The sequence below is a fragment of the Roseovarius sp. MBR-51 genome (genome assembly GCF_053628575.1).
The window spans coordinates 1-22,381 of sequence record NZ_JBRJGQ010000019.1; the positions used below are offsets into that span (position 1 = coordinate 1).

The 22,381-nt window shown below is 56.3% G+C and carries 18 protein-coding genes; 4 read left to right on the forward strand and 14 right to left on the reverse strand.

From position 1 onward, the window contains the following. The first annotated feature begins 303 nt into the window (after positions 1–303). On the forward strand, positions 304–1,293 hold the full coding sequence (locus tag ACSSVY_RS19755; RefSeq protein WP_454271521.1) for a response regulator: 990 nt from the start codon (positions 304–306) through the stop codon (positions 1,291–1,293). Between the two features lie 106 nt (positions 1,294–1,399). Here the strand turns inward: ACSSVY_RS19755 and ACSSVY_RS19760 are convergent, their stop codons facing one another. The 3 genes from ACSSVY_RS19760 to ACSSVY_RS19770 form a co-directional block, all read right to left on the reverse strand. Next, positions 1,400–1,744, reverse strand: coding sequence for an Hpt domain-containing protein (locus ACSSVY_RS19760; protein WP_454271523.1), 345 nt, complete (start codon positions 1,742–1,744; stop codon positions 1,400–1,402). 21 nt (positions 1,745–1,765) lie between these two features. Next, positions 1,766–2,752 carry a response regulator gene (locus tag ACSSVY_RS19765; protein WP_454271525.1) on the reverse strand — a complete coding sequence of 329 codons (987 nt, stop codon included), beginning with the start codon at positions 2,750–2,752 and terminating at the stop codon, positions 1,766–1,768. A gap of 400 nt (positions 2,753–3,152) precedes the next feature. After that, positions 3,153–3,305, reverse strand: coding sequence for a hypothetical protein (locus tag ACSSVY_RS19770; RefSeq protein WP_454271527.1), 153 nt, complete (start codon positions 3,303–3,305; stop codon positions 3,153–3,155). Between the two features lie 297 nt (positions 3,306–3,602). Here ACSSVY_RS19770 and ACSSVY_RS19775 point away from each other — a divergent pair, with 297 nt between their 5' ends. Beyond that, positions 3,603–5,291: a PAS domain-containing sensor histidine kinase gene (locus ACSSVY_RS19775; protein ID WP_454271528.1), complete on the forward strand. Its 1,689-nt coding sequence runs from the start codon at positions 3,603–3,605 to the stop codon at positions 5,289–5,291. Between the two features lie 542 nt (positions 5,292–5,833). Here ACSSVY_RS19775 and ACSSVY_RS19780 read toward each other — a convergent pair. Next, on the reverse strand, positions 5,834–6,706 hold the full coding sequence (locus tag ACSSVY_RS19780; RefSeq protein ID WP_454271530.1) for a M15 family metallopeptidase: 873 nt from the start codon (positions 6,704–6,706) through the stop codon (positions 5,834–5,836). A 137-nt stretch (positions 6,707–6,843) separates the two neighbouring features. On the opposite strand from ACSSVY_RS19780, the gene ACSSVY_RS19785 reads away from it, so the two are divergent. Beyond that, the gene (locus tag ACSSVY_RS19785; protein ID WP_454271532.1) at positions 6,844–7,422 is read left to right on the forward strand and encodes an OmpA family protein; all 579 of its coding nucleotides are present in this window, start codon (positions 6,844–6,846) and stop codon (positions 7,420–7,422) included. Positions 7,423–7,458: 36 nt separating this feature from the next. Continuing rightward, positions 7,459–9,621, forward strand: a complete 2,163-nt coding sequence (locus ACSSVY_RS19790; RefSeq protein ID WP_454271534.1) for a serine/threonine protein kinase — start codon at positions 7,459–7,461, stop codon at positions 9,619–9,621. A gap of 107 nt (positions 9,622–9,728) precedes the next feature. Here ACSSVY_RS19790 and ACSSVY_RS19795 read toward each other — a convergent pair whose 3' ends face one another. The 10 genes from ACSSVY_RS19795 to ACSSVY_RS19840 form a co-directional block, all read right to left on the reverse strand. Next, positions 9,729–9,866: a hypothetical protein gene (locus ACSSVY_RS19795; RefSeq protein ID WP_454271535.1), complete on the reverse strand. Its 138-nt coding sequence runs from the start codon at positions 9,864–9,866 to the stop codon at positions 9,729–9,731. Positions 9,867–10,002: 136 nt separating this feature from the next. Next, on the reverse strand, positions 10,003–10,716 hold the full coding sequence (locus ACSSVY_RS19800) for a PP2C family protein-serine/threonine phosphatase (protein ID WP_454271537.1): 714 nt from the start codon (positions 10,714–10,716) through the stop codon (positions 10,003–10,005). After that, positions 10,713–11,378 (reverse strand): type VI secretion system-associated protein TagF, encoded by a 666-nt coding sequence (gene tagF / locus ACSSVY_RS19805; protein ID WP_454271539.1) that lies wholly within the window; start codon positions 11,376–11,378, stop codon positions 10,713–10,715. The genes ACSSVY_RS19800 and tagF overlap by 4 nt, the downstream gene beginning before the upstream one ends. Further along, entirely contained in the window at positions 11,378–14,962 is a 3,585-nt protein-coding gene (gene tssM, locus ACSSVY_RS19810; protein ID WP_454271541.1) for a type VI secretion system membrane subunit TssM, read from the reverse strand. The genes tagF and tssM overlap by 1 nt, the downstream gene beginning before the upstream one ends. Beyond that, positions 14,959–16,344 (reverse strand): type IVB secretion system protein IcmH/DotU, encoded by a 1,386-nt coding sequence (gene icmH, locus ACSSVY_RS19815; RefSeq protein WP_454271542.1) that lies wholly within the window; start codon positions 16,342–16,344, stop codon positions 14,959–14,961. Before icmH ends, tssM begins: the two co-directional genes overlap by 4 nt. Before the next feature lie 24 nt (positions 16,345–16,368). Then, the gene (gene tssK / locus ACSSVY_RS19820) at positions 16,369–17,709 is read right to left on the reverse strand and encodes a type VI secretion system baseplate subunit TssK (protein ID WP_454271543.1); all 1,341 of its coding nucleotides are present in this window, start codon (positions 17,707–17,709) and stop codon (positions 16,369–16,371) included. A 28-nt stretch (positions 17,710–17,737) separates the two neighbouring features. Beyond that, a complete protein-coding gene (gene tagH / locus ACSSVY_RS19825; RefSeq protein ID WP_454271545.1) occupies positions 17,738–19,285 on the reverse strand; it encodes a type VI secretion system-associated FHA domain protein TagH in 1,548 nt (515 codons plus the stop codon). A gap of 7 nt (positions 19,286–19,292) precedes the next feature. Continuing rightward, complete coding sequence (locus tag ACSSVY_RS19830; RefSeq protein ID WP_157046506.1) at positions 19,293–19,601, reverse strand: PAAR domain-containing protein; 309 nt, start codon at positions 19,599–19,601, stop codon at positions 19,293–19,295. Then, on the reverse strand, positions 19,601–20,224 hold the full coding sequence (locus ACSSVY_RS19835; RefSeq protein ID WP_454271547.1) for a DUF6931 family protein: 624 nt from the start codon (positions 20,222–20,224) through the stop codon (positions 19,601–19,603). The genes ACSSVY_RS19830 and ACSSVY_RS19835 overlap by 1 nt, the downstream gene beginning before the upstream one ends. A gap of 10 nt (positions 20,225–20,234) precedes the next feature. After that, entirely contained in the window at positions 20,235–22,367 is a 2,133-nt protein-coding gene (locus tag ACSSVY_RS19840) for a type VI secretion system Vgr family protein (RefSeq protein WP_454271549.1), read from the reverse strand. Positions 22,368–22,381 lie beyond the last annotated feature (14 nt).

Sequence of the window (22,381 nt, forward strand, 5' to 3'; positions counted from 1 at the left end):
GAAACCCATCTGCGTCATTGCTGCATCCCCTATATGCCGGTTCACCAAGTCACGATATCGCAGCGCCAAGGTCAGGGCAATTTTTAGAGATGCCCAAGTGACGATACGCGATTGAGCAGGTCACCGCCTACCTCATGTCAGCACGACCTGTTAGGCGACTTCTCGCCGAGCCGGACGATCCTCCACAATTCGAACAAATTCTCAGAATACTACCTAAGGGTGCGTGACGTGCCCGTTCGAACCGACCGCGCATTGTGGAGGGCATAGAGAATTTGATGAGAGTATGTAGAGGCGAGGCATCATATGAAAATCATAGCAGTAGACGATGATCTTGTATCGCTGAACTTGCTGCGCGATTGTCTTCAAAGCGAGCGATACCACGACGTAACCTTGAAGCCTTCTGCGTTGGACGCGCTGGCAACTCTTCAAAAAGAAGAAATCCCTTTCGACTGCATCCTCCTTGATATCGAGATGCCGGAGCTAAGCGGAATAGACTTATGCAGAGAAATTAGAGGCCTTGCGGCATACCATAGCGCACCCATCATAATGATTACCAGGCGCAGAGACCACTCGTCTATCTCGCAGGCTTTTGCGAATGGTGCCACTGACTACATCAAAAAGCCCTTTGATGCATTCGAGGTGGTAACACGGATCAATGTCGCGGAACGTCTTGTCCAAGAGCGGCAGGCTGCGATGGATAGCTACACTGCCGTGAGAAACGTGTTGGGTTATACGCCGCCGGTCTTATCCGCCAAGCAAGTAAAGAAGAATGACGCGTTCATTGCATCAGGAGCTATGCAAATCAAACTCGACGGGCTCTTACCCCTGTCGGTGTTCAAGAATTACCTCGAGCAGGTCGCTGAAACTGAAGTAGGCGACACGCATCTCTTTGCCGTCAGGATCCAGAGCATAGATAGGATCTTTGCAAGTATGGACGCAGCTGATTTCTTGGAATTCCTCGAAGCGTTTATATGCGCGGTTAAAAGCACGTTTGGCGCTGAAGGTACGTTTCTTTCTCATGTTGGGAATGGGACCATGCTATGCGCGATGAAGACCGATGGTGGGTTTGCACCCGAGGAAGCGCAGCTATCCATATTTATGACGCTGAAAGACAATTATCCTCGGAAGTGGGATCTCGATTTCATGCCTGATGATATAGTTTCTGGCCATCCGATTGGCTTGAGCAAGACGCAAAAGCTAAATTTCAAGAGAGCTATGAAAGCTGCTATAGCGCGACTCGATCAGCACCAAGGGGACAAGATCAACTTGTACCCCTCCAAGCGCGTGGGTTAAAAGTCTTATACTTGTCCAGATACTTTCAGGCAACGTTTCCGGAAATGGGCTCAATCTATCATTTGGCCATCATTCATCGCTTCGATATGCGTCAACGGCCATAAGTTTATGCAAGCATGGATTCGTCGTTGAGAACCAGAAACATTAAAACCAACAAGTGGTCTGCGTGTTCGCGCATTTCACGAATGGCTTCTGATCCGCTGGTGCTAAGTGAGGCGACAAAATCATCAATCTCAGCTGCGACATGCCCAAGATCTGGAAATCCAAGGGTGGCTGCCGTTCCAGCAATCTTGTGGCAAATGCGACCGATGTCGCGGCAGGTCTGAGAGTGATCGGCTACCTCATCCAATTGATCGCGAAGCATTTCCACATCACGATACTGGTTTTCCAACTCATTAAGAAAATGCGTCCTAACCTTTTCCAGCCGAATCGAGATGTTCTGTTGGATCATGTTTTATTCCTAGAGCTTAATTCAACCAATGCCGAGCAGACGCTTGAGTTTGCTGGACGGAGCGCGATCCTGTGGAACTGGACATAGCGCCCGTGCCTCTGCGGATTGCAGTGCTTGAAAAAGTGCGTCTGATATGTCCCGCGAAGCCGTGAGTTCGAGCGAAATACTTTCCCCAACGACTGGCGTCTGCGAGATCGCCCGACCGTCGCAGAAATGAAGGTCCATTTCTCGGACAGTTCGGCTAAGCCGCGTTTCGAATGATTCTGGAGCGAAGTTGGAGGCATTGGTGAGCACGCAAACAAAACGACCCTCTCCAGCATGGCTTGCAAAGAATACCTCCGGTTTCAAGCATTCTGAGATAGCTTCAGCAAAGTCACTTACCGCTGCTTCAAATTCAAACACACTGCTTGCGCGAAACGCCTGAGCCATATCAGGTACCACAACGCCAAAAGTGATCATGTCGTATAAAGAGACACGTGAAATCTGTAGAAGATAGTTTTCCAACGCTAGGAAGTCGATAAAACCGTCAATCCCACGCAGGGAGAGCCGTTTCTCAAGGTCTGCCGCAGTAACTGTTGATGCTGGCGAATTCAATTGAGGAGTGGGATTGCGTTCCTCGAGACTACGGTGCTCTGAGAGAAGCGATTGGATAAGCCGCAATCTGGAATGGATTTCCAACACGTCGAACGGCTTGGTTATGTAATCGCTGGCACCTGCATAGAACGCTCTGTCTATGTAGCTGCGGTCGGACATCGCCGTGATCATCAGTATCGGGCTGTTGCGATATTCATCGATCCGGCGAATTTGCGTAGCTAACTCAATCCCATCGACCTCTGGCATCTGGATATCAAGGAGGAAGCAATCGAACGGAACATTGACTCGATCGATCTCGGCTAATGCTTCGGTCGCAGAATTGCATACCGTCAGGTTACCAAAGCCAGCGGCGCGGAGCACCTCGGTCAGAAGCTCCAAGATGATCGGGTCGTCATCTACTGCGAGAATTTTCATCTTATTCCCTTGAACAAGAGACCAGTTTGGGATGCGATACGCGGCAGCGTCACCTACGAGAATGTTCTAAGAACCGGGCAAAACTAAGGCGGTAACTGTATGTAATTCGCGCAACCCTAGGTTTTTTGAAGGCTTTAGCCTTATGATCAGCGAGCAAGGTCGAAGAAAAGTCTACTGCCTCGCCGAGAGTCTAGGCGATGCTATACTTGGTTCAGTTCCTTTGAACAGGTCCGCGCCCTTGTGTACCTGATCGCGACCAACGCCACTTTCGCTTTGACTGTCGGGCTTTGGTTCCGGCGCTGTCGCATCGTCAAGGTCTTCTACGTGCTCGCTTCATCATGCAACGGTTGCGTTGACAATCCACTTATCCCAGCCGTTCGGATTTCCAGAACCAACTTTCTCAATTTTGTCCCACGAGGGCTGACGCCAGACTCGGGTCAATGTCGTGCATGTCCATCAGCCGTTGCAGATCGGCATCCGTTCTGGTCAGCACCCTGATCTCAGCAACGATGGCCGCATCCCGGTCATTGGTCACTGTCAGCTCTGACGCCATGTCAGAAAGAGTTATGATCGTTTGGCATGAAATTTCGCCGGTGCCCTCTTCGACTAATCTGGTCAGCTCCTTTTGGGAAACGTCGCGCCTCGTTCCGACCCGAATGCCGCGTTGCATAATGAAATCGCGGGCCTGAATGATCAGCCGCGTCCTGGCCAAATCCGACAGCTACCAAGGACCACACAGAAAAACAATTATCGTCCGATTACTGCCCCAATCTCGCCAGATGTGTAAGATAGGCAACGTGATGTAAGCGGTACGAAGCCCCATGCTTTTTTGACGGTTGGGAGACTATCCTTGGAAAATTTATTTGACAGAATAAAGTTAAAATTAAGAAAGATTTACGGTCTGCCTATCGCGTCAATTGCAATCGGTTTGGTTGCGGTGGGGCTCCTATTCTTCGTTAATGACGGGCTTTACTGGGGTTTTTCAGGTCCTCATTTCGCAATTGCCAGCTTGTCTTTTTTGCTGTTGGGCACCCTTGGCCTAGCCCTCTATCGTGGTAATCAGTTGCTGGAGCTGCATGCCGAGCTCGTGCAGAAACAGGGACAGGAAATCGAACTGATATATACAGCCCTGAACCGGCACGCTTTGGTCAGCCTGACAGATTCCAGAGGCGTGATTACGTCGGTGAACGAGAATTTTTCTGGACGCTACGGTTATTCGACTTCGGAACTTGTCGGAAAACCGATCTCCATCATCTATCCCGATGGCGCGTCGGATGCCGTATATAGAGCGGCGCGCAAGTCATTGGAAACAGGCGATATCTGGTCAGGTGAGAACGAAGAGATAGCAGCCGATGGCTCCAGAATCTACACACGGTGCACGCTCGTGCCGGTGATGGATGATCATGGGCACCTCGTCCGCACGGTGGAAATCCGCACCGATAACACCGATTTCCATCGCGCCGAACAGGCGCGGTTTCTGAAGTCCTTGTTCGATCACCTTCAGGACGAGGTCTATATTTTTCGTGTCGAGAGCCTAGAGATGGTCTACGCCAACCACGCGGCCCTTGGGGCCAGCGGTTGGAAAGCAAAAGATCTGGTCGACAAGACCGTTCTCGACGCTGATCCCAACATGAATGAAAAGCATTTCCGAGTTCATGTTGCTCCTCTGTTCTCGGGCGAGAAAGAGGTGGTAAGCATTGACGTGCGGCGCGGCGAGACCAGCGGCGAGATCAGCACCCGGATTGTCCGCGGCGAAGACGGCGATATGCTGTTCGTGTCGGTCCTGCGCGACTCGACTAAACGCAAGCAGATTGAGCGTGCAAAGATGGAGTCGGTATCCATCGTCAGCCATGAACTGCGCACCCCGTTAACGTCAATACATGGATCGCTGAGGCTGTTAAATTCCGGTACACTAGGAACCTTTGACCCCAAGGCACAATCGGTTCTGGATATCGCAGTGCGCAATACTGACCGGCTATTGCTGGTGGTCGATGACATCCTTGATCTTGAAAAGTTCCGTGCAGGCAAGATGCCGATTGAAAAGGTTCATGTCGACCTTGTGTCTCTTGTCGCCGAGGCTGTCGAGATTAACAAGGGCTATGGTAGCGAGCTACATGTGAGTTTCGCTTTTGAGACCGAACTGGAAACAGCGCCGATCTTTGTTGCGCCAGAGCGCATGATGCAAGTACTCGCAAATCTTCTATCGAACGCGGCCAAGTATTCCCCGACCTACGGCACCGTAAGGGTCGGGTTGCGTGAAGATGGCAGGTTCTGGCGGATTTCGGTGGCCGATGATGGCCCCGGCATTCCAGAAGAATTGCGTGCGAGCGTGTTCGAGAGCTTTTCAAAGCTGCCGAGTCCCGATGGCGTGGCTCGCAAGGGAACCGGTCTGGGCATGACGATTTCCCAGAAGATTGTCCAAGCCCATGATGGCGAAATTGGCTTCGATAGCGAGGTAGGCAATGGATCGACCTTCTTTATCAGGCTGCCAATGGACCCGGCCCACGCGGCGGATGCCGAAGACGATGTCAGGTGCTGATGGACTCGCTGAACGGGACATCGAGGGCAGCGGTGGCGGCGCGGCCTTCCCTTGTTTCGCAGTTCATTCTTCCTTAGTCCATTGACCAGCCGCCGTCCTCTACAGCTACGGCCGCGAAGGATGGCAACGGCGAAATGACGATATCCGTTGGGCAAGATCTGCTACTGAGTACTTTCGTTGATCGACTTCATCGCGCCTTATGGAAATATGTTCACTAATCTATTCCGAACGCGAATAACTCTTACGGCTTCGGCAGTGCAGATCCGCACACCATTCTTTGCCAACGGCGTATTCTACATTCATTGGCTTTCCCTATCCGGTGCGAGAATACGGGTTCGGTGACACGAAGTTTATCACAAGACATCTCCGCAATTTTCCTCGACAAAATCAAGTGCTCAGCTGTCAACGTCAGAATGGAACTGGTCCAAAGAGAAACGCAAAATGTTGCTCGCAACGAGATTTTCGCATCACTCCTTTAGTGTACTCTTTCACTGCCATTCTCTTTGCGTTCTGCAAGGTGTCAAGCTTGATCCGGTCGAAGGTCATAGCTTCCCTTCAGCGACCCATTTCTCCAAAAGATCACGGCCTACTTCAAAATGCATACTGTCCTCGCGGCCGAACGCTGCACCCCAATACCAGCCTTCGTTGCGAAAGAAATCGGCGAGGATCGTCAGGCCCAGTTGGGTCTTACCATCGCCCAGCGTATCAAGGCTGCCATCAATGTTCAGATCGACGGATAGGCCGAAGGCATGTGTAGACGTGCTGTTCCGCGCCCCCCTTATGTGGCGAACGCAAAGTGCGCCAGCGGTGTTGATCCGGTCATAGAGATCCTTGTCAGCGGCTTTGATCTTGTCAAAAATTACGGCAAGTGAATCAATTGCAGGCTGCAACATGGTCACCCTGATCGGGCCAACCTCCGCCGTCACGAGCTTGCTCGCCAGCCGCTCGTTGGTCATGCTTTGGCATTTGTCCGTCAGGCCCTCGCGGGGCTTTCCGAAAATCCCTTCGAGGAATCGGGGGGAAGCGATGTTGACCCCCTTGTTCAACTCGCGCCGGTTCGCAATCAGCACCACTTGGGCATAGGCGTCAATGATCTGGTTCGGCCCGTCGGTAGGAAAGGCGGTCTGCTCCTGGCCCTGCAATGGCGCAAAAGAAACCGGGGCGCGGTCGGCGATCGCGGCGATCTGCTTCTCTAGTTGTTGCAACTGTTCAGTCAGCGCGTCGATCTGAGCGCGCAGGCCTTCAATCTCGATCCGAGCGCCGCTGTCAACGGCAGGACCCGAGAACGTGGCGTCGCCGTCCGCTTCGTAGCGTATTTCGGCGTCCGACCGGAACTGGATCCAGATCAGAACGGCTACCCCGAAAAGGATCAGCACCATGACGCTGACGATTGCGGGAATGATGCGCTTGTCCATGTAAATGCCTGCACGACCTGAATAAGACAACATTGGGTCACAGCCGGTCTCAAGTCAATAAAGCGACCTATCAATGACGTTGTTTCAGTCCCGGAGCTGGTGTACCCTTCGGTTGTCCGATATTGGAAGGTTCATCAATGTATAGACAGATTTTCTTATTTCTGAGCTTGGCTGTGACTGGAGTCGCGGCACTGAGCGGGATCGCATACGCACAAGCAAACGATGCGAGTAACCTGTCTGCGGAACAGCTGGAAGAGTTTTTCAACAAGCAAAAGACCCGCGGACTGGTGCTTGCCCCGACAAACGCGCAAGATAATACTGGGGTGGGCGACACCCCCACCACTCCGAGTGCGACGCAAACCTATGTAGAGCTTGCCCCGGACGAGCAAGTAAGCATCCAGATCAGTTTCGATTTCGACAGTTCAGCCCTACGCGCGGACCAGAAGCCTAAGCTGGCGACGCTTTGCAAAGTAATGCAGACCGCCGACATTGGGTCCTTCCGGATTGTCGGTCACACGGATTCCAGCGGATCGGCGAGCTACAACGAACGACTGTCCCTGCTGCGGGCACAGGAAGTTAAGCGCCACCTGGAGACCGACTGCGGGATTAAACCCGAGCGGCTGGAAGCGGTCGGCGTAGGGGAGGCGTTTCTGCTCGACAAGGCGGATCCGAAATCCGATGCAAACCGGCGGGTCGAATTTCAGGCGCTCAGCTAAGGTGGTTACTCGCCCCTTGACCGTTGGCGGTGCGGCATGACTTCGATACAGCCCGGAGATATTTTTAGTCCAGGCGATCTGCTGAACAACACCTACCGGATTGAGGCAATCCTCGGACGTGGTGGCACCTCAGAGGTGTATAAAGCACGATCCGAGATCTCCGGCCGGGTGATGGCGGTAAAGGCTCTTCGCGCTGAATTTGCTAGCAACGAGGATTTCCTTGTGCTGATGACCCGCGAGGAAGACGTGCGGGAGATTCAGCACGATGCGGTCGTGCGGTATTTCGACACCCAGCGGATGCCCGACGGCGTGGTTTATCTAGTGATGGATTACGTGGATGGCCCCGGCCTTGACCGCAAACTGGCAGATGGCGGCATGCCGGCAAGTGACCTGTTGGTGGTGGGCCGACGCGTGTGTGAAGGCCTGATCGCAGCGCATGCGCGCAATATCGTGCACCGCGACCTATCACCCGACAACATCATCCTGCGAAATAACAAGGCAGATCAGGCCGTGATCATCGATTTCGGCATCGCCAAGGACACCAATCCAGGCGCGCAGACCATCGTGGGCAACGAATTCGCTGGAAAATACGCCTATGCGGCGCCCGAACAACTGAGTGGCACAACCGATGCCCGTTCGGACATCTATTCTCTGGGAGCACTGTTACTATCCACCTTCCGTGGCAAGAAGCCAGATATCGGGGCGAACCCGATGGAAGTAGTGAAGAAAAAGGCCGAGCCGCTGGACTTGGAAGGCGTGCCTGAGCCGCTGCGCCGGCTGATCGCTAGGATGTGTGAACCGAACCCCGACCTGCGATTCCAATCGGCCGAGGCGCTTCTGGAAGCGTTCAAGGATCCCGACAGCATGAAAGAGGACGATCTGGCCTCGGTGATGCTGGACGATGCGACCGTGATTGCCCCGGTCACGGCCCGCGTCGCGCCCGCCCCACCTGCCCAGGGTCCGATCTCGGAAGCACCTCGGGACGCCGCGCCCAAACGGCAGTCACTGCTGCCGATTCTGGCATTCGTCGCCCTCTTGGCGATCGGTGCAGGGGCCTATTTTGGTGGGGTTTTCGACGGGTTGACCGGGCCGCGCTTTCCTGTAGCCGATCCCTATTCGATGATTATAGAAAAGAGCCCGACTGGAAATGCACAGGCGGTAGGGTACGTGCCGTCAAAAGAGGTCGAAGCAGCCTTGACGAAACGGATGGAGGGGTTGGGAGGTTCTGCGCAGCTGACGCTTGCCAGCGGTGACATTTCGCCGACTTGGGGTATGGGGCTGTTACAGATGTTCGAGACCCTCCTGCCGTTAGAGGAGTTTCGCATCGCGGTGTCCGACGATCAGGTGAATGTGAGCGGACTTGCCGCGAACAGGTCCGATCAAGCTACGGTGCAGGCAGGCTTTGCCAATGGCTTTCCAGAAGGCTTCAATGGAACCGCCGAGATCGGCCTCGGACCACGATTTCTGCTGCCCAAAGACGTGCACCCGTTGTTGGAAGAGCACGCCGATTGCGGCCCTCTGCAGCTCATGGCACCGCCACCGATAGGGTACGGGCTTGAAGATAGGGTGATCGTCAATGGCAGGTTCGCCAACGAAACCAGTCGTTCGGCGCTGCAAGCGGCCATTTCCGATATTGCAGGTGATAGGCCGGTACGTGTGGAGGGTGAGGTGTTGAACGCCAGTCTGTGCCGGATCGACGGGGTTTTGCCCACGGCTGGTCCGGGCGGTTTCGACATCCGCCTCGGATATGGAGATCGCGAAGGCGACAACCTTGCCGGGCGCTATCGGGTCGGGGAGAATCCGACAATCGACGTCAGCCTTCCCGACGAGCTGACAGAGGGTTACCTTTGGGTCTCGGTGGTGGATGTGCAGGGCGTCGTATTCCACCTGCTGCCAAACCGGACCCGCCCGGACAACAGCTTGACGGCTTTGCGTGCAGAGGCGGCGGATGGCTTCGTGCGTGTCGCTTTTGGCCTGGAAGACGCGCAGGCAAGCGGGAAGTTGGCCTTCACCGTCGATGGCTCGGTGCTGGGTAAATCCAAGATCATCGCGCTACATTCCGATGGTTCCCTGTTCGACGACCTGCGCCCGACGACGGAGTCCGTGGAAAGTTATGCCGAAGCGCTGATCGCGGCCCGCGAGGCTAGCGACGTCACCGTGACCTCACTGGATTCAGCGATACTAACCACGGAAGAGTGACGGAAAAGTTGCGTGGGCAAAACGCCTTCGGGTCTTCGGAGACATTGGTGAGAGAGGGATTTTGCATTAAAGTCCTACTCTTACATCGCCCGCGCTTTAACTGCGACTTACTCGGAAGTGTTAAAGGACTTCCAGAACTCGTCCGGTGAGCAGTGGTCGCAGATCTCGGCGATTGCGTCGAACATGTCGGCGAAGATGCCTGCGCCGATCCGGATCTGATGTTGTTTGAGCTTGGAGAATGTCATCCGAACGGGCCTGAGGTCTGGCCTCTAGGAGAGCAAGAATAGTGATCAGCATTCTGTCCACCGCGTTGTTTCTTCCACATCGGCTTATATGTGTAGAGAGACCTATCAGATTGACCAAGGTTTGGGGCGAGATGCATTAGATCACGTCAATCACTATGATCGAAATATTGTCGGCCCCGCCGCCATCTAGAGCGATCTGCTGCAGTGCGTCGGCAACCGTCTCTATCGGTTCGCGAGATAGGACGCGTTCCAGAGTGTCGAAGGTCGCGTATTTCGTCAGCCCGTCTGAACACAGCAAGAACCGGTCACCGGGCAGGATTTCGCCACGGATCTTTTCAAGTTCGAGCGTATCACCGACGCCGACTGCACGGGTGATAGCGTTCGATTGCGGGTGCTTCTCGGCTTGGTCCCAAGTCATCTGCCCCGCCAACACGAAAGCCGCAACCATGGAGTGATCGGTGGTCAACATCTCGATCCGCTTGTTTTGCAAGCGATACAGGCGGCTGTCGCCCGCCCAGAAGGCCGCAAAGTGGTTATTCGCGATGGCCAGAGTCACGACTGTGGCCCCGATCGTGCCACTGCCTCGGGCCTCTGCTTCTGCTCGGATCGCGTCATGGGCACCGTTGATCGCGTCGCGCAGGGCACGGATCAGCTCCTGGGATGGCAGGTCTGGGTGTATCATCGCAATTCGGTCCACGACCACCTGCGAGGCGAAATCACCCGCGTCGTGGCCGCCCATGCCATCCGAGACGGCCCAGAGCAGCTGATCCGGCAAGGCTAAGATGCTGTCCTCGTTGACCTTGCGTTTGTGGCCGACGTGTGTGGTCGCGGAATAGCGGACGTGTGTCATGCAGAAACCGCCAGCCCGCCGGAGTGCCAGAATGGTGCGGACAAGTCGAACAGTGCAGTCAATTCGGCACCTGCTGGCAGGCCGGGAATCGCCATCAGCCTGTGGTCGCCGCCCAGACAGGTTGACCAGAACGCGCTGTCGCCGTGTCTACGGGAGATCACTTTGGCGGCGATGATCTCTGCAACCGGCAAGGCCGTCACATAGGGCGTCCCGCTAAGCGATTCGACGGCAGGCTCAATTAATGTGACGTCTTTCAGTGCCGCTATAAGGCTGTCGCGGCTGAAATCATCCTCCAACGCCGCCAGCGCGATGTCCTCCAGCGCCTCGAAAACGGTGCCGTTTGCGAAATGAACCAAGGCTGTGGCCGAGGTCGCGTGGGCACAAGCCAAGGTCAGAGGATATTGCCGTCCCACCCGATCGACTGACGGCATCATGATACCCGAAACCGCAGTTGGCCCTGCAACCTGAGGCGGTAGGGTAAACCGCCATATCCGTGCCGACATGTAGGCTGTATCCCAGCCTTGCCCCAGCTTGTCTCGAACTGAAACGATGCTGCGCTGAAGCCAGTCGTCCCAAGGGCTGAGAAACGACGCCGGAAGATCGAGCCGCAGAAAATCTCCCATGCTGGGGATCTTGCCGAAGGCGCCGAAACCCTGCCCCATCAGAACGAGCTCGGGCAGCTGAATTGGCCGAGTGCCGGGAGGGCAAAGGGGTTCAGCACCGATCCAGACTGTAGCTGGAAAATCGAAATTCGCCCACCCACGTTAAAGATCACGCGGTTGCGGTCCGAAACGTTGGTACGCCTGATCTCCGCGGCGCTCAGCAGTCGAAACCAAGCCCAAGGACCGTCTCGGGTTATCGCGTTGGACGTGTTGTTTACCACGGGCTGAAAGATCACCCGCGCCGCCCCGACAGAGCCGGGCCAGGTGATCGCCACAGGTTTGGGCGCGTTATTGTGAGCAAAGACGATCTCTTGCCCGTCGATGTCCAGCGTAACCTCCTGCGCCGATGGATCCAGCGCTTCGGGTGTGATTTGGAACCTTACTGCGGGCTGATCCCCTCCTGTGAAAAAGGCGTCGCGGATTTCGGTGGCATGTTGAAACTGCTGCAAAACGGCCTGGGAAATCCCCAGATCTGCATCGTTGACCTTTTTCCAAGCCCAAGGCCGTGCGCGCGTGTCGACATATTCACGCAGGTTCTCGGTGAAAAAGCTGTCGATCATACCGTTCGGCGCAAAGAGCTTTGCAAAGTCGGCCATTGCAACGTCAGCCTTCGCCTGCCGGTCGAAAGGATAACGTCCGCCAAGTGCCTGAGTACAGAAAGGCAGCACTTGCGACTGCCATTTGGCATTGATCGAGGCCCGCGTACCGTCGGCCGTGATCCCCGACGAACCGCTGGTTATCTGGGTCGACCAACGCTGGATCGGTCCCGGTAGACGATTGGCCAATTCCTGGAACCGCACGATGGCTGTCGCGTCGCCCGTCGTCGCCCCGACACCGCCCGCGAAGCTGAGCTTGTTGAGCTCTTGGTACACTTCTGTCAGGCGTCCCGTCAGCTCCGACAGTTGAGAGGGCTGCCCGTTCTTGTCCTCAACCAGCTCATGCAGCCAACTAAACCTATCCTCGACATAGGCGCCGGGTTGTTTGGGCGCAGGACCCTGCTCGGTCTGCACATTGCTGCGCAGCGCCTGCAGAAACAGTTGGCTGCGGCTAGACAGCGACGATTGCAATTCGATCTCTCCAATTTCGGAGACCCCAGCAGCAAGGCCATCGGTGCTGGCATTGCTGCGTTCTTCGGTCAGCTTGGTTTCGTCCGAGATCGCATTGAGAATGTTCACCAAGGGCGAGGTTGGCCCTGACAGGACGTTGGTGACTTCGACCGCGTGGCTGAGGCTTTCCATCGGGATGATGTCGATATCGCCGAGAATTTGGTCATACCGCGTGATATAGTCGTTGTAGTACAGATCAAGGACGTCGCGGCTCATCGCGATCAGAGCCGCTTCCGATTGCTCGGTTTCGCCGCGAGGGCCAAGCACCCAGCTCTCGCTCTGAATGCGCTGAGCTACGCCAAGAGCTTCATCCAGAAAGACGGAATTGAATCCGTCGTAAGTGAATATTCCCTCCACCCCTTCATTGAGGGGTTTGCCGGAGGATCGCACGATCACCCGGCTGATTGCAGGCCCGCCCACATCGGTCAGCCGCCAGTCTGCCAGTTCCTTCGCGCGGGGGGAATTGATGATCCCATTATAGACCCTCTGCGCAAGCGGCATCTCCGACAGCAGCCCCTGGATTTGCTCGACCAACGGACCGTTTAGGCTGATCGTGTCCATTGGGTTGTCAAGCAAAGCGGCAAGGTGCACGGTCAGGTCCCCGCGAAGGGCTTCGCGGGCGGGGCCTTCGAATGCGACAGACCAGTCAAGCGCCATCCATTCCTTGACCAGATCTTGGTTCATAGGACCTTGCTGGCCCAGCATCAGATAGATCTTGAGCACCTCGTATAGGAAATCAGAATTGTTCATGTTGGCCTGCATCTGGTCTTCGAGACGCAGTAGCAAGCGGGGCAGAAAATGTTCGTTCAGTGCGGCGCGATAGCTTTGCGCGGCCTGGTTGCCGATTATCTTGCCTTGATAGAGTCCATAGGTCAGCGCGCGCGGCGGGGCGGGATCCAGCACAGCAGGATTGGTGGGCATGTCGCGCAGCACATTGAGCGCGGGTACGACGCTCACCAGATCGGAATCCTCGATTGGGCTGCCGGGGACTTGCGCCACGGCAGCGCGGTAGTCTTCGATCGATCTGCCGGTCTGCGCCAACAGCTCAGTATTACCCAAATAACTCCGGATCCAGAGCGCGGACAAGCCGATGCCGCCTACAAGGGCGGCGGCGATTGCGGCGCGTTTGGTCCACCGATAGCGCCGTTCGACCTTGTCATCCGCCGAGACAAGCCCCGCCTCGGGAAAAATGACGCCCTCGAACAGGCGGGTCAGGAAAAAGCTGCGCCCCGTGCCGCGCCCTGTCCCGATGGCCTGTCGCCCAATTCCAAATGTCCGCGCCATTCCCATCATAAGCCGGTCGATCGGCGTGCCCTCTTGGGTTCCGGAAGTAAAATAGATACCGCGAAGCAGATGCCGTTTTTCAAACCGGCTGTCCTGAAACACCTCCTCTAGGAAGGACTTCGCGGTGGCCCGCACCGAGGCGACCTGTGAAGTGAAGCTGGCGACAAGCGCGCGGCGCTGGTGGTCGGTCTCCTGTTGCATCCGCTCCAGCGACTGGGCGTTGAGCTGCGCTAGCAACTGACCAAACTCGTCGTCAAAAGCCGCGACAGGCGATACTTCGGCCTTCGCCCTTTTGGAAACGGGCAGAGTAAAGCCCCAGACCTGCTCACGTTCTTCCTTTCCGAGATCATCAAAGAACTCGGTGAAGCCCGCAATAAGGTCCGATTTGGTGAACAGAACATAAACCGGGAACCGCACGCCGAGTTTCTCACGCAATTCGTGCAACCGTCGACGGATCGCAGCGGCGTGGCTTTTCTGGGTTTCCTCATCCTGAAGGCTGAGGTCCGCCAGAGAGATGGCGACGATCGCACCGTTTATAGGCTGACGCTTGCGATGTCTTTTTAGCAGCTTCAAAAAGCCGTTCCAGCCAGCGTTGTCCTCCTCTGCTGCGCTGTCCTGAGTTGTGTATCGCCCGGCGGTGTCAATCAGTACCGCATTATTGGTGAACCACCAGTCGCAATTCCGGGTACCACCGACGCCGCCGATGGCCTGCTTGCCCAGCGTATCGGCCAACGGAAACTGCAGCCCAGAGTTTACGATCGCCGTTGTCTTGCCCGCACCGGGCGGTCCGATCATAACGTACCAAGGGAGTTGATACAGTGACTTTCGCCCCAGCTTGGATTTGCGCAGGGCGGCTATCGCCTCCTTCAGTTTGCCTTTCAGCTCGCTCAACTCAGCCTTTACCAGTTCGTCATCCTCGTTCTCGACCTCAGCGGCGGACTCGACGATATCCTCTTCCATTTTGCGCGCTCTACGCGACCGGCGGAGCAGGATTAGCAGAATGGTGAAAAGACCAAGGAAAACGATGATGCCAATTGTGATAAGTCGCGCGAATAGGGTCACGAAGGGTGCGGTTTCCCCAAAGCTCAGAATCGGCCCGAGAAACCAGATCATCAGGCTGAAGGCGAGGGACACCAAGACCACGATCGAAATGGCCGATCCCAGCAAATGGAACATGCGGCGGATAAAAATCATGTGGATTTCCTGATCAGGACAACTTCGATACGTCGGTTCTTGGCACGGCCCTCCGAGGTGCCGTTATCGGCAATCGGATCCTTGTCGGCATGGCCTTCCGCTTTCAAGCGGGCTTTGTCGTCGATCTGCGTGGACAGGGTGCGCATGACACTTTCAGCGCGCGCCAGCGACAGGTGCATGTTGGTGGGAAAGCGCGACGACTTGATCGGGACATTGTCAGAATGGCCGACGATAATGATCGGACCCTCTGCATCGTTCAGGGCGCTGGCGACGCGCGAAAGCGGCGTATCAAACGACGGTTGCAACTGGTCTGAACCTGAGCCGAACATACCCGAACCGGTCAGGCGCACAGTGATCGTAGATTGGTCCTGAAACACTTCTACGATCCCTTCCCGGATCTCGGCCTCAAGGAAGCCCTTGACCCGTTCGATCTGTCCGTCGTTGGGCGGCGGCGGCGGCGGCGGCGGCGGGGCGCGGCGAAGCAGCTCTGCCACCTGCCCGGTATCGAGTACAGAAAGCTGGCCCAATACTCGATCGGTAGAGCGGTTGAGCAGCCAGCTCAGCGTCATGAAGGCGGCAGTCAGCAGGATCGCGACTGTCGCCGAGGTGATCCAGACCGGCTTCCACAACGAAAGCACTTTGTGCGGTTGATCTATTCCCTTCCAGTGCGGGGACAGGTCCTTTTCGATAACGCCACGCTGGCCCCGGATAATCCGGGCGAGTCCTGCGCGAATCTGAAGATGCTTGTCTGATCCTTGCTGCTCGACCCGCAGACGCCCCTCGAACCCAAGAGCCAGACACATGTAGAGGAATTCCAGCAGGTCAATGTTCTTTCCTGGTTCCTTTTCCAGCCGTGCGAGCAGGTCATAGAACCGGTCGCCGCCAACTGTCTCCTTGTGGAACGTGCCCACCATGGATTGCTGCGCCCAGATAGATTGTCCGCCCCAAGGCGTGTTCAGCACGACATCATCGAGCGTGGCACAAATCGCGTAGCGGGCAATCTTGACGTCCTGCGCATCAACCCCGTTTTGCAGCGCGCGGGCTTCGAACCCTCGCACTTCCGCCACTACAGAGCGGCGCAATTTTTCCGGGTCCATGTGCTGCGCGCGATTCCGAATGCGGCTGACGAGGCTGAAGAGCGTGGCAGCAGCGGCATTGATCCGGTTCATACCGGTCATCCCTTGATCCATAGAAGGCTCGGTGTTGCCGCCTTTTGCTGTGGGGATGCCGGTAGCCTGACCGGTAGGGGCAGATCCCAGATCCGGCGTCGCTTGTGGCTGCGCCTGCGGGGTTACGGTAGCGGGTCGGCGCCCGCCGGGATTCGGTTTGATAACCGTACGGTCGGCATCATCCGGTTCTGCAAAGGGGTCGTTGTCAGACATGTCTCGGCGCTTCCCTTTTTGCGGTTATCCTTGCCGGATCGCCCATAGCTCCATGCTCAGCCCCGGGAAATCCCCTGATACATGAACTGCGATCCCGCCGGACGTTGACATCTTTCCCCAATGTGGGCTGTCACCATCCAGTTCAAAATACACCACTCCAGTGTGATAAGGAATCTGACGCGGTGCCACCGGCAGCGGACGCAGCGGAATCCCAGGCAGCGCGGAATTCACTAACTGACGGATTTCCTCGACTGGGCCGATCTTTGCCTGGTTCTGGAAGTGTCGGCGGATGTTTTCGGCTGGGATGTCAGCCTTGACCGCAAGCACAAAACCGGCTGTGGACAGCAGTTTTCGGTCACTGATCACGCCGACACTGATGCCATATTTCCGAGGATCCAGTGGAATCGAGATCGCAGTCTGTTCCAGCACCGAGGACAGGTACTGCCGCAACGCTTTGATCACTGGTCTGAACGTGGCGGTAAGATCGTCGTGCTTGTAGGCCGGAAATTTCGGAGTTGTCTTTTCCACGGCCATGAATGTCGCCAGTTCCCCGGCGAGGGCGAGACAGGTCTCGTAAAGTCTTTCCGGATGGAGGTTTTCAATCTGCGACATGTGGTGAATCACTGGCCGCATACGGTTGACGCACATCAAGAGCAGGAAATCAGAAATCTCAGCCACGCCTTTCGTTCCGCCACCATCGCTGAGCCGTCCGGCAAGCGCGGTCGTCCGATGACCCAATAAACCGTCTAACTCGCGCACGAAATCGGCTAGTGGCCCCGCCGCACGCAGGTCTAGGCAGGACGGAATGAACGCCTTGTCGAGCACAATCTCTTGATCCGGCTTAACCTCGATAATCTTGGCAATTGGAATGCACAGCCGATCAGCGAGATCATCGACGGCTAAGGCGAACTGCAATCGTAGCTTTCCTACCCCCATGGTCACAGCCTTTTTGCCGGTCGAGGTCACATCGGTAATCTCAAACTCTGCTGGGCGCAGCCGTGCCGCCGACAGTTCGGCGCCGGTCATATCGACCTCCTGCGCGCCTTGGCGGCGTTGCGGCACGGTCAGGTAGACCACACAATCCTTGATCGTATCGGGCACGTCCAGCGCCGGCGGGTGATCCTCAAAGGCAGGAGCGCGAAAGACAGTACCATCCTGGGTCAGCCCTGAACACGACTTGATCGCGAACTGGCCAACTTTAAGCACCTCTTCGTCGATATCTAGGTGGCTGAAGCCCCAAACATACGGCGAAACCCGCCGGGCGAGCCCCGACACGAGGCTTTCAGTATAGCGATCCGCCTGCTGAAAGTGATGCGGCTGCAAAAAAAGCCCTTCGGTCCATAGTACCTTACTTTCCCAAGACATCAGACAGCGTTCCTTGTTGGTTCTTTGGTCATTTCAATTTATCCAACTGCGCCTTGTAGGCGCGGGCGAACTCCTTGGCGAAAAGCTCGTGGAAATCGTTCTCCGCCTGATCCGATATCTCGGCATACATGTTTTCATAAATCTCCCAATAACGGGCCTTGCGGCTTTTCAGCAGGTTGGAAAACCCGCCCGAGACGGCGATCTTTTCCTCAAGCACCTTGGGGTCGAGCCGCGCCAAAATACCCTTTAGCGCAGCTTCCATTCCGGTGATCATCGCCACTTCGTGCGCCTTGATGTCCTGCAAGGCCTGAGTAGTCGCCTCTGTTGCGTCGAGATATCCCTTGGACTTCGGCTTGACCAAAGCCTCGATCGCCTGTTCGGGGCTGATCGAGAACTTCAACGGGTTATTCCCGCCCGCCTGTATCATCGTTTGCTCAATGCGAAATTCAGACTTGATTGAGGTTCGCGTCATCAGGATCTCGCGTATCCCTTCGATCATCAGGCGCAAGACGTGGCCCATGCGTGCCAGGGTCGGCGTCAGGTCGGCCTCCGACAATTGCATCTCCTCCGCACCGAGCGACTTGAAAAACGCGCGCGCTGCGACGCTATCGCTAGGCAAAGGCGCCGGGATAGTGGCCAGTTTTGGAATTGGTGGCAAGGGCACGGACGGCGCTGAATCGTCCCGCTGTATAGGAGCGTCCGGCGGGGTCGCAAATGTGGGTTCGGTTGGTGTGCCTACACCTTTGTCAGCTTCTTCGGCGCCGAAAGCGTCGGGCACGAAGACCCCTCCGTCGGCCGCACCCCTGTCGCCCGGAGCTGCGAATGGGTTAGATTCATCGCCCGCCACATAGGCCGGCTGGCTTGGTTCACCGCCCTTGTTCGAAGACGGCACAAGAAAGTCGTCGTCCCAGTCGTCTGGGATCGATGAAGTGATAGTGCTATGTCGAGGTGCAGTGAAACCGTCCTGCGCAGAAGGGTGGTGCTGCGCGGCACTCGCCCCTTGGCCCGCGTAGGGCGCGGGTGCAGGCGGCAGCAGATCGTCGTCGCTCAGCGGTGGCAACAGGTCATTGCCGCCGTCTTCGTCACGATCAACGCTGCCGGGCCCGACCAAGCCGTCGCGCCCGCCGAGCAGATCGTCGAGGAAATCGCCACCGTCTCCGGGCGCATCAAGCAGATCGTCGGTGCTTGGTGCGCTGTCGGCTATGCCGTGCGACACGGGTCCATCCTGTAACGGATCTGCGATCTGGCTTTCCGATCCCGCAGTCACGATATTAACCAGAATTTCATAAGGGCCGACCGACAGGATGTCGCCATCGTTCAAAGGCGTAGGCGTCGCGCCAAGCGGCAGCTTGCCATAGTTTAGAAATGTGCCGTTGGTCGAGATATCCACCACGACTAAATTGCCGTTGTGATCCTCGATTGCACAATGCCGCTTGGACAGCACCCTGTCAGGGTCCGGCAGCACCAGATCGTTCTCGTCTCCCCGTCCGACGGTCAGGCTTGGTCCACGCATCGCAACGGGCTGTCCATTGCCGGGGATGCTGCCTGTCGACTGAAACTTCAGCAAAACCGCCATCTATCGGTTATCCTCCTGTGAAAACGGTGAACTCACCCAAGTTGACGACACCCCCCAGCGCGCACATGTCGCCGATGCGGATCGCTGGAAGCTTTTGAATGAGAACGGTCATTGAACCCTTAGCCAGCGGATGCGGCGACGGCACGGGTCCCGCCGGCGTGGCCGTTGCGCCCATCACCATGTCGGTAACTCGCGCTGCGGGCCGTTTGGCGACAAGCACGGTCAGCGCGCAGACCGGCATGATCGGCATTGGAGACCCCAGCGTGCAAACACCGATATGCGTATCACCGACACGGGCCTGTGGGGGTCCGGGCATCAGTCGCCTCCTTCCAATGCAACAGGCTCGGGGGGCGGCGGCTCTGTGATCTTGTCGACCTTGCCATTCCCGCCGCGGGCCACGTTGACCGCCCTGTCGATGATAAGCTGCAATTGCAAGAGCGGGACCTGGGCGGTGCCAAGCGTCGTCATGTTCATGCCAAGGGCACAGGCCGCAACCGCGCCCGGTGGGGCTGCCATTTTTGACAGATCGCCAATGCCCAGGCTGCCCCCGGCGTAAAGAGCGGCGGTTGCGACCAGCACAGTGTCGTCATCCGGATCGGCTGTATCGAGTGCAATCTGCACCTTCTCGCGGTTGGCATCATTTGGTTCAAACACCCATGCCTCCGACGCTTTGAGGCTAGGCGTGACAGGGTTGTCACCGCAGATATCGCGCGCGGCAAGACAAGCCCACCAGACCGCCTCGCGGTCCGGCAGGGCCGCAGACAGCATCCGCAAGACGCAGACCCAAGCCCTTTGCGCTCCCAGCTCTTCCAAAACAGCCTCGACCGGGGCACTGGCGGGTGTCTTGAGCTTTGTATCCAGCTTGATGCGCTTTGCGGCGAGCAGACGCATCGCGGGCTCACGCGGCACTTTCTTAAGATCTGAAAACCGTTTTTTCATGAACGTGCCCTCAATTGATCATCGTGATCCCGCCCTTAAGGACAAGCAGGCCGTCCCCTTTGACGGTCGTCATGGGCGCCTTGGCTTCCATCATAGCGGTGCCCTCGATCTTTATAATCATGCCCTTTATGGTCACGCCGGTCTGATCGATCTTGATTGAGCTGCTGCCGACTTTCAATTCGATTTCCTGCATCGCCTCTTCCTTGATCGACCCCAGCGCTGTCTTGAGGCTGTAGTTTCCCATACTTACCGTCACTGCCTCGTTGCCCTTGGCCACCTTTCGGGTAAGGTTGCCGGTATCGACATTCTGCACAAAGTTTCCGGTTTTGACCTGCTGCTTCGTGTCACCGGTGATAGTTTGCGTCGCTTTTCCCTCGATCGTCTCGGTATGGTCGGTCTTGATAAAGACCTCCTGGTTTCCGGTCTCGACCTTGAACACGTGATCACCGGTCTTGATGGTTTCGGTCTTGTGGCGGTGGATCGTCTGGGTCAGGTCGCCCTTATCCTTATGCTCCAAGCCGATTGTCACGGTCGCGTTGTTCTTGATCGTCTGGATATAATCCCTCTCGGACTGGAAGCGGACGAATTCCGCTTCCTTTTTGTCCTCAAAGATCAACTCGTTGAAGGTTTGCGCGCTACCATCCTTGGTCGAGCGTGTGACGATTCCGCTCTGCGTCTCGTTGGCCGGCAGTTCGTATGGAGGCATTGTATCTGCATTGTACAACATTCCGGTGCAGATCGGCCTGTCCGGGTCGCCTTCCTCAAATTGGATCGCGACCTCCTGCCCTATCCGCGGGATAGAGATCATGCCCCAGTTCTTGCCTGTCCAAGGCATCACGCAGCGCACCCAGCACGTGGTGTTCTCATCCTTCTTGCCCACCCTGTCCCAATGGAACTGCACCTTTATGCGTCCATACTTGTCCGTATAGATTTCCTCGCCCGCTGGGCCGGTCACGACTGCGGTCTGCAACCCGGGAATGCGCGGCCAACGGGTTTCTTGCGGCGCGCGAAACGGCTCTGATTTGGGGATGACATCAAAGGTGATCCGGTAGGTGTCCTTGTTGTCCTCGTCGACCGGGATCGTAGTGTCGAACAATGGCTTCTTGGTTTCCTGATCCTCATAGTCGGTTTCAATCTGCAACCGATGCTCTGCTCGGACTACAAGATACTCGATATTGACGCTCGTGCGTGTATGGCCCTTGAGCTTGAAGGTTTGACCGGCACCCAGCGTCCGAACGTTGCCTGCCCCGCGCGCCAATTTATGCTGGACCGCCTCGGCCTGCATCCGGACCTTGGCAAAATTGGCTGGCTGATTGCCTAGGCGCATGTGCCCGGGATAGCGGTAGTGTTCGTATTTCTTGTGCGAGTGCTTACCTTTTTCGATTGACGAGACCGCCTGCAATTCGGCGCGCGGTTTTTCAAAATCGTAGTCCTTCAGGGTTACTTTGCCAGTCACGACGCTGGTGTTGTGCGCCCAGTCGAAGATGTGATCGGATTTCCGACGGTACTCGGACTCCTTGAAATAGAAATCTAGGTCTGGCCCTGTGGTATTGGGCTTGTGCGCCGCGATTCCGTCGGCCAGCACCATTTTCAGCTCTTTGTTCCCTTGCCCAGCCTGTACGAAGAAATAATAGATCCCTTCTTCTTCCATCAACCGGCTGATGAAGTCGAAATCGGTTTCATGATACTGCACGCAGTAGATGCGTTTGTCGTAGGTCTCTGTCAGTTTATTGATCTGCCCGGTGAAACCATACTCGTCCAGAACGAGTTTGATGATTTCGGGTACGGTCTTGTCCTGAAAAATCCGGCTTTCGTAGGTTCGATCCAAGAACCAAAGCCACGGTCGCACTTCCGCCACGAAATGCATCATCCCCTGGTACACGCCCACATACTCGACCGCTGTACACGTGCCGGTGAAGTACCGGCTCTCATCCTTGTCGTCCTTCAACCCAAGATGAATCGTCTTGCCCAGCATGTCCTGCAGATCAAGCTCAACGTTGGAGGACACAAATTCAACTGTCGTCTCCGTAAGAAAGCTCAGCCCCTCGATCACCCGCGCGTTCTTGAGGTTGACCGGTTTGCATGTATAGTCCCCCTCCATCCAGACAAGCCGGTTTTCAAGATCGATCTCTGTATTTGCCATGTGATCAGTCCCTG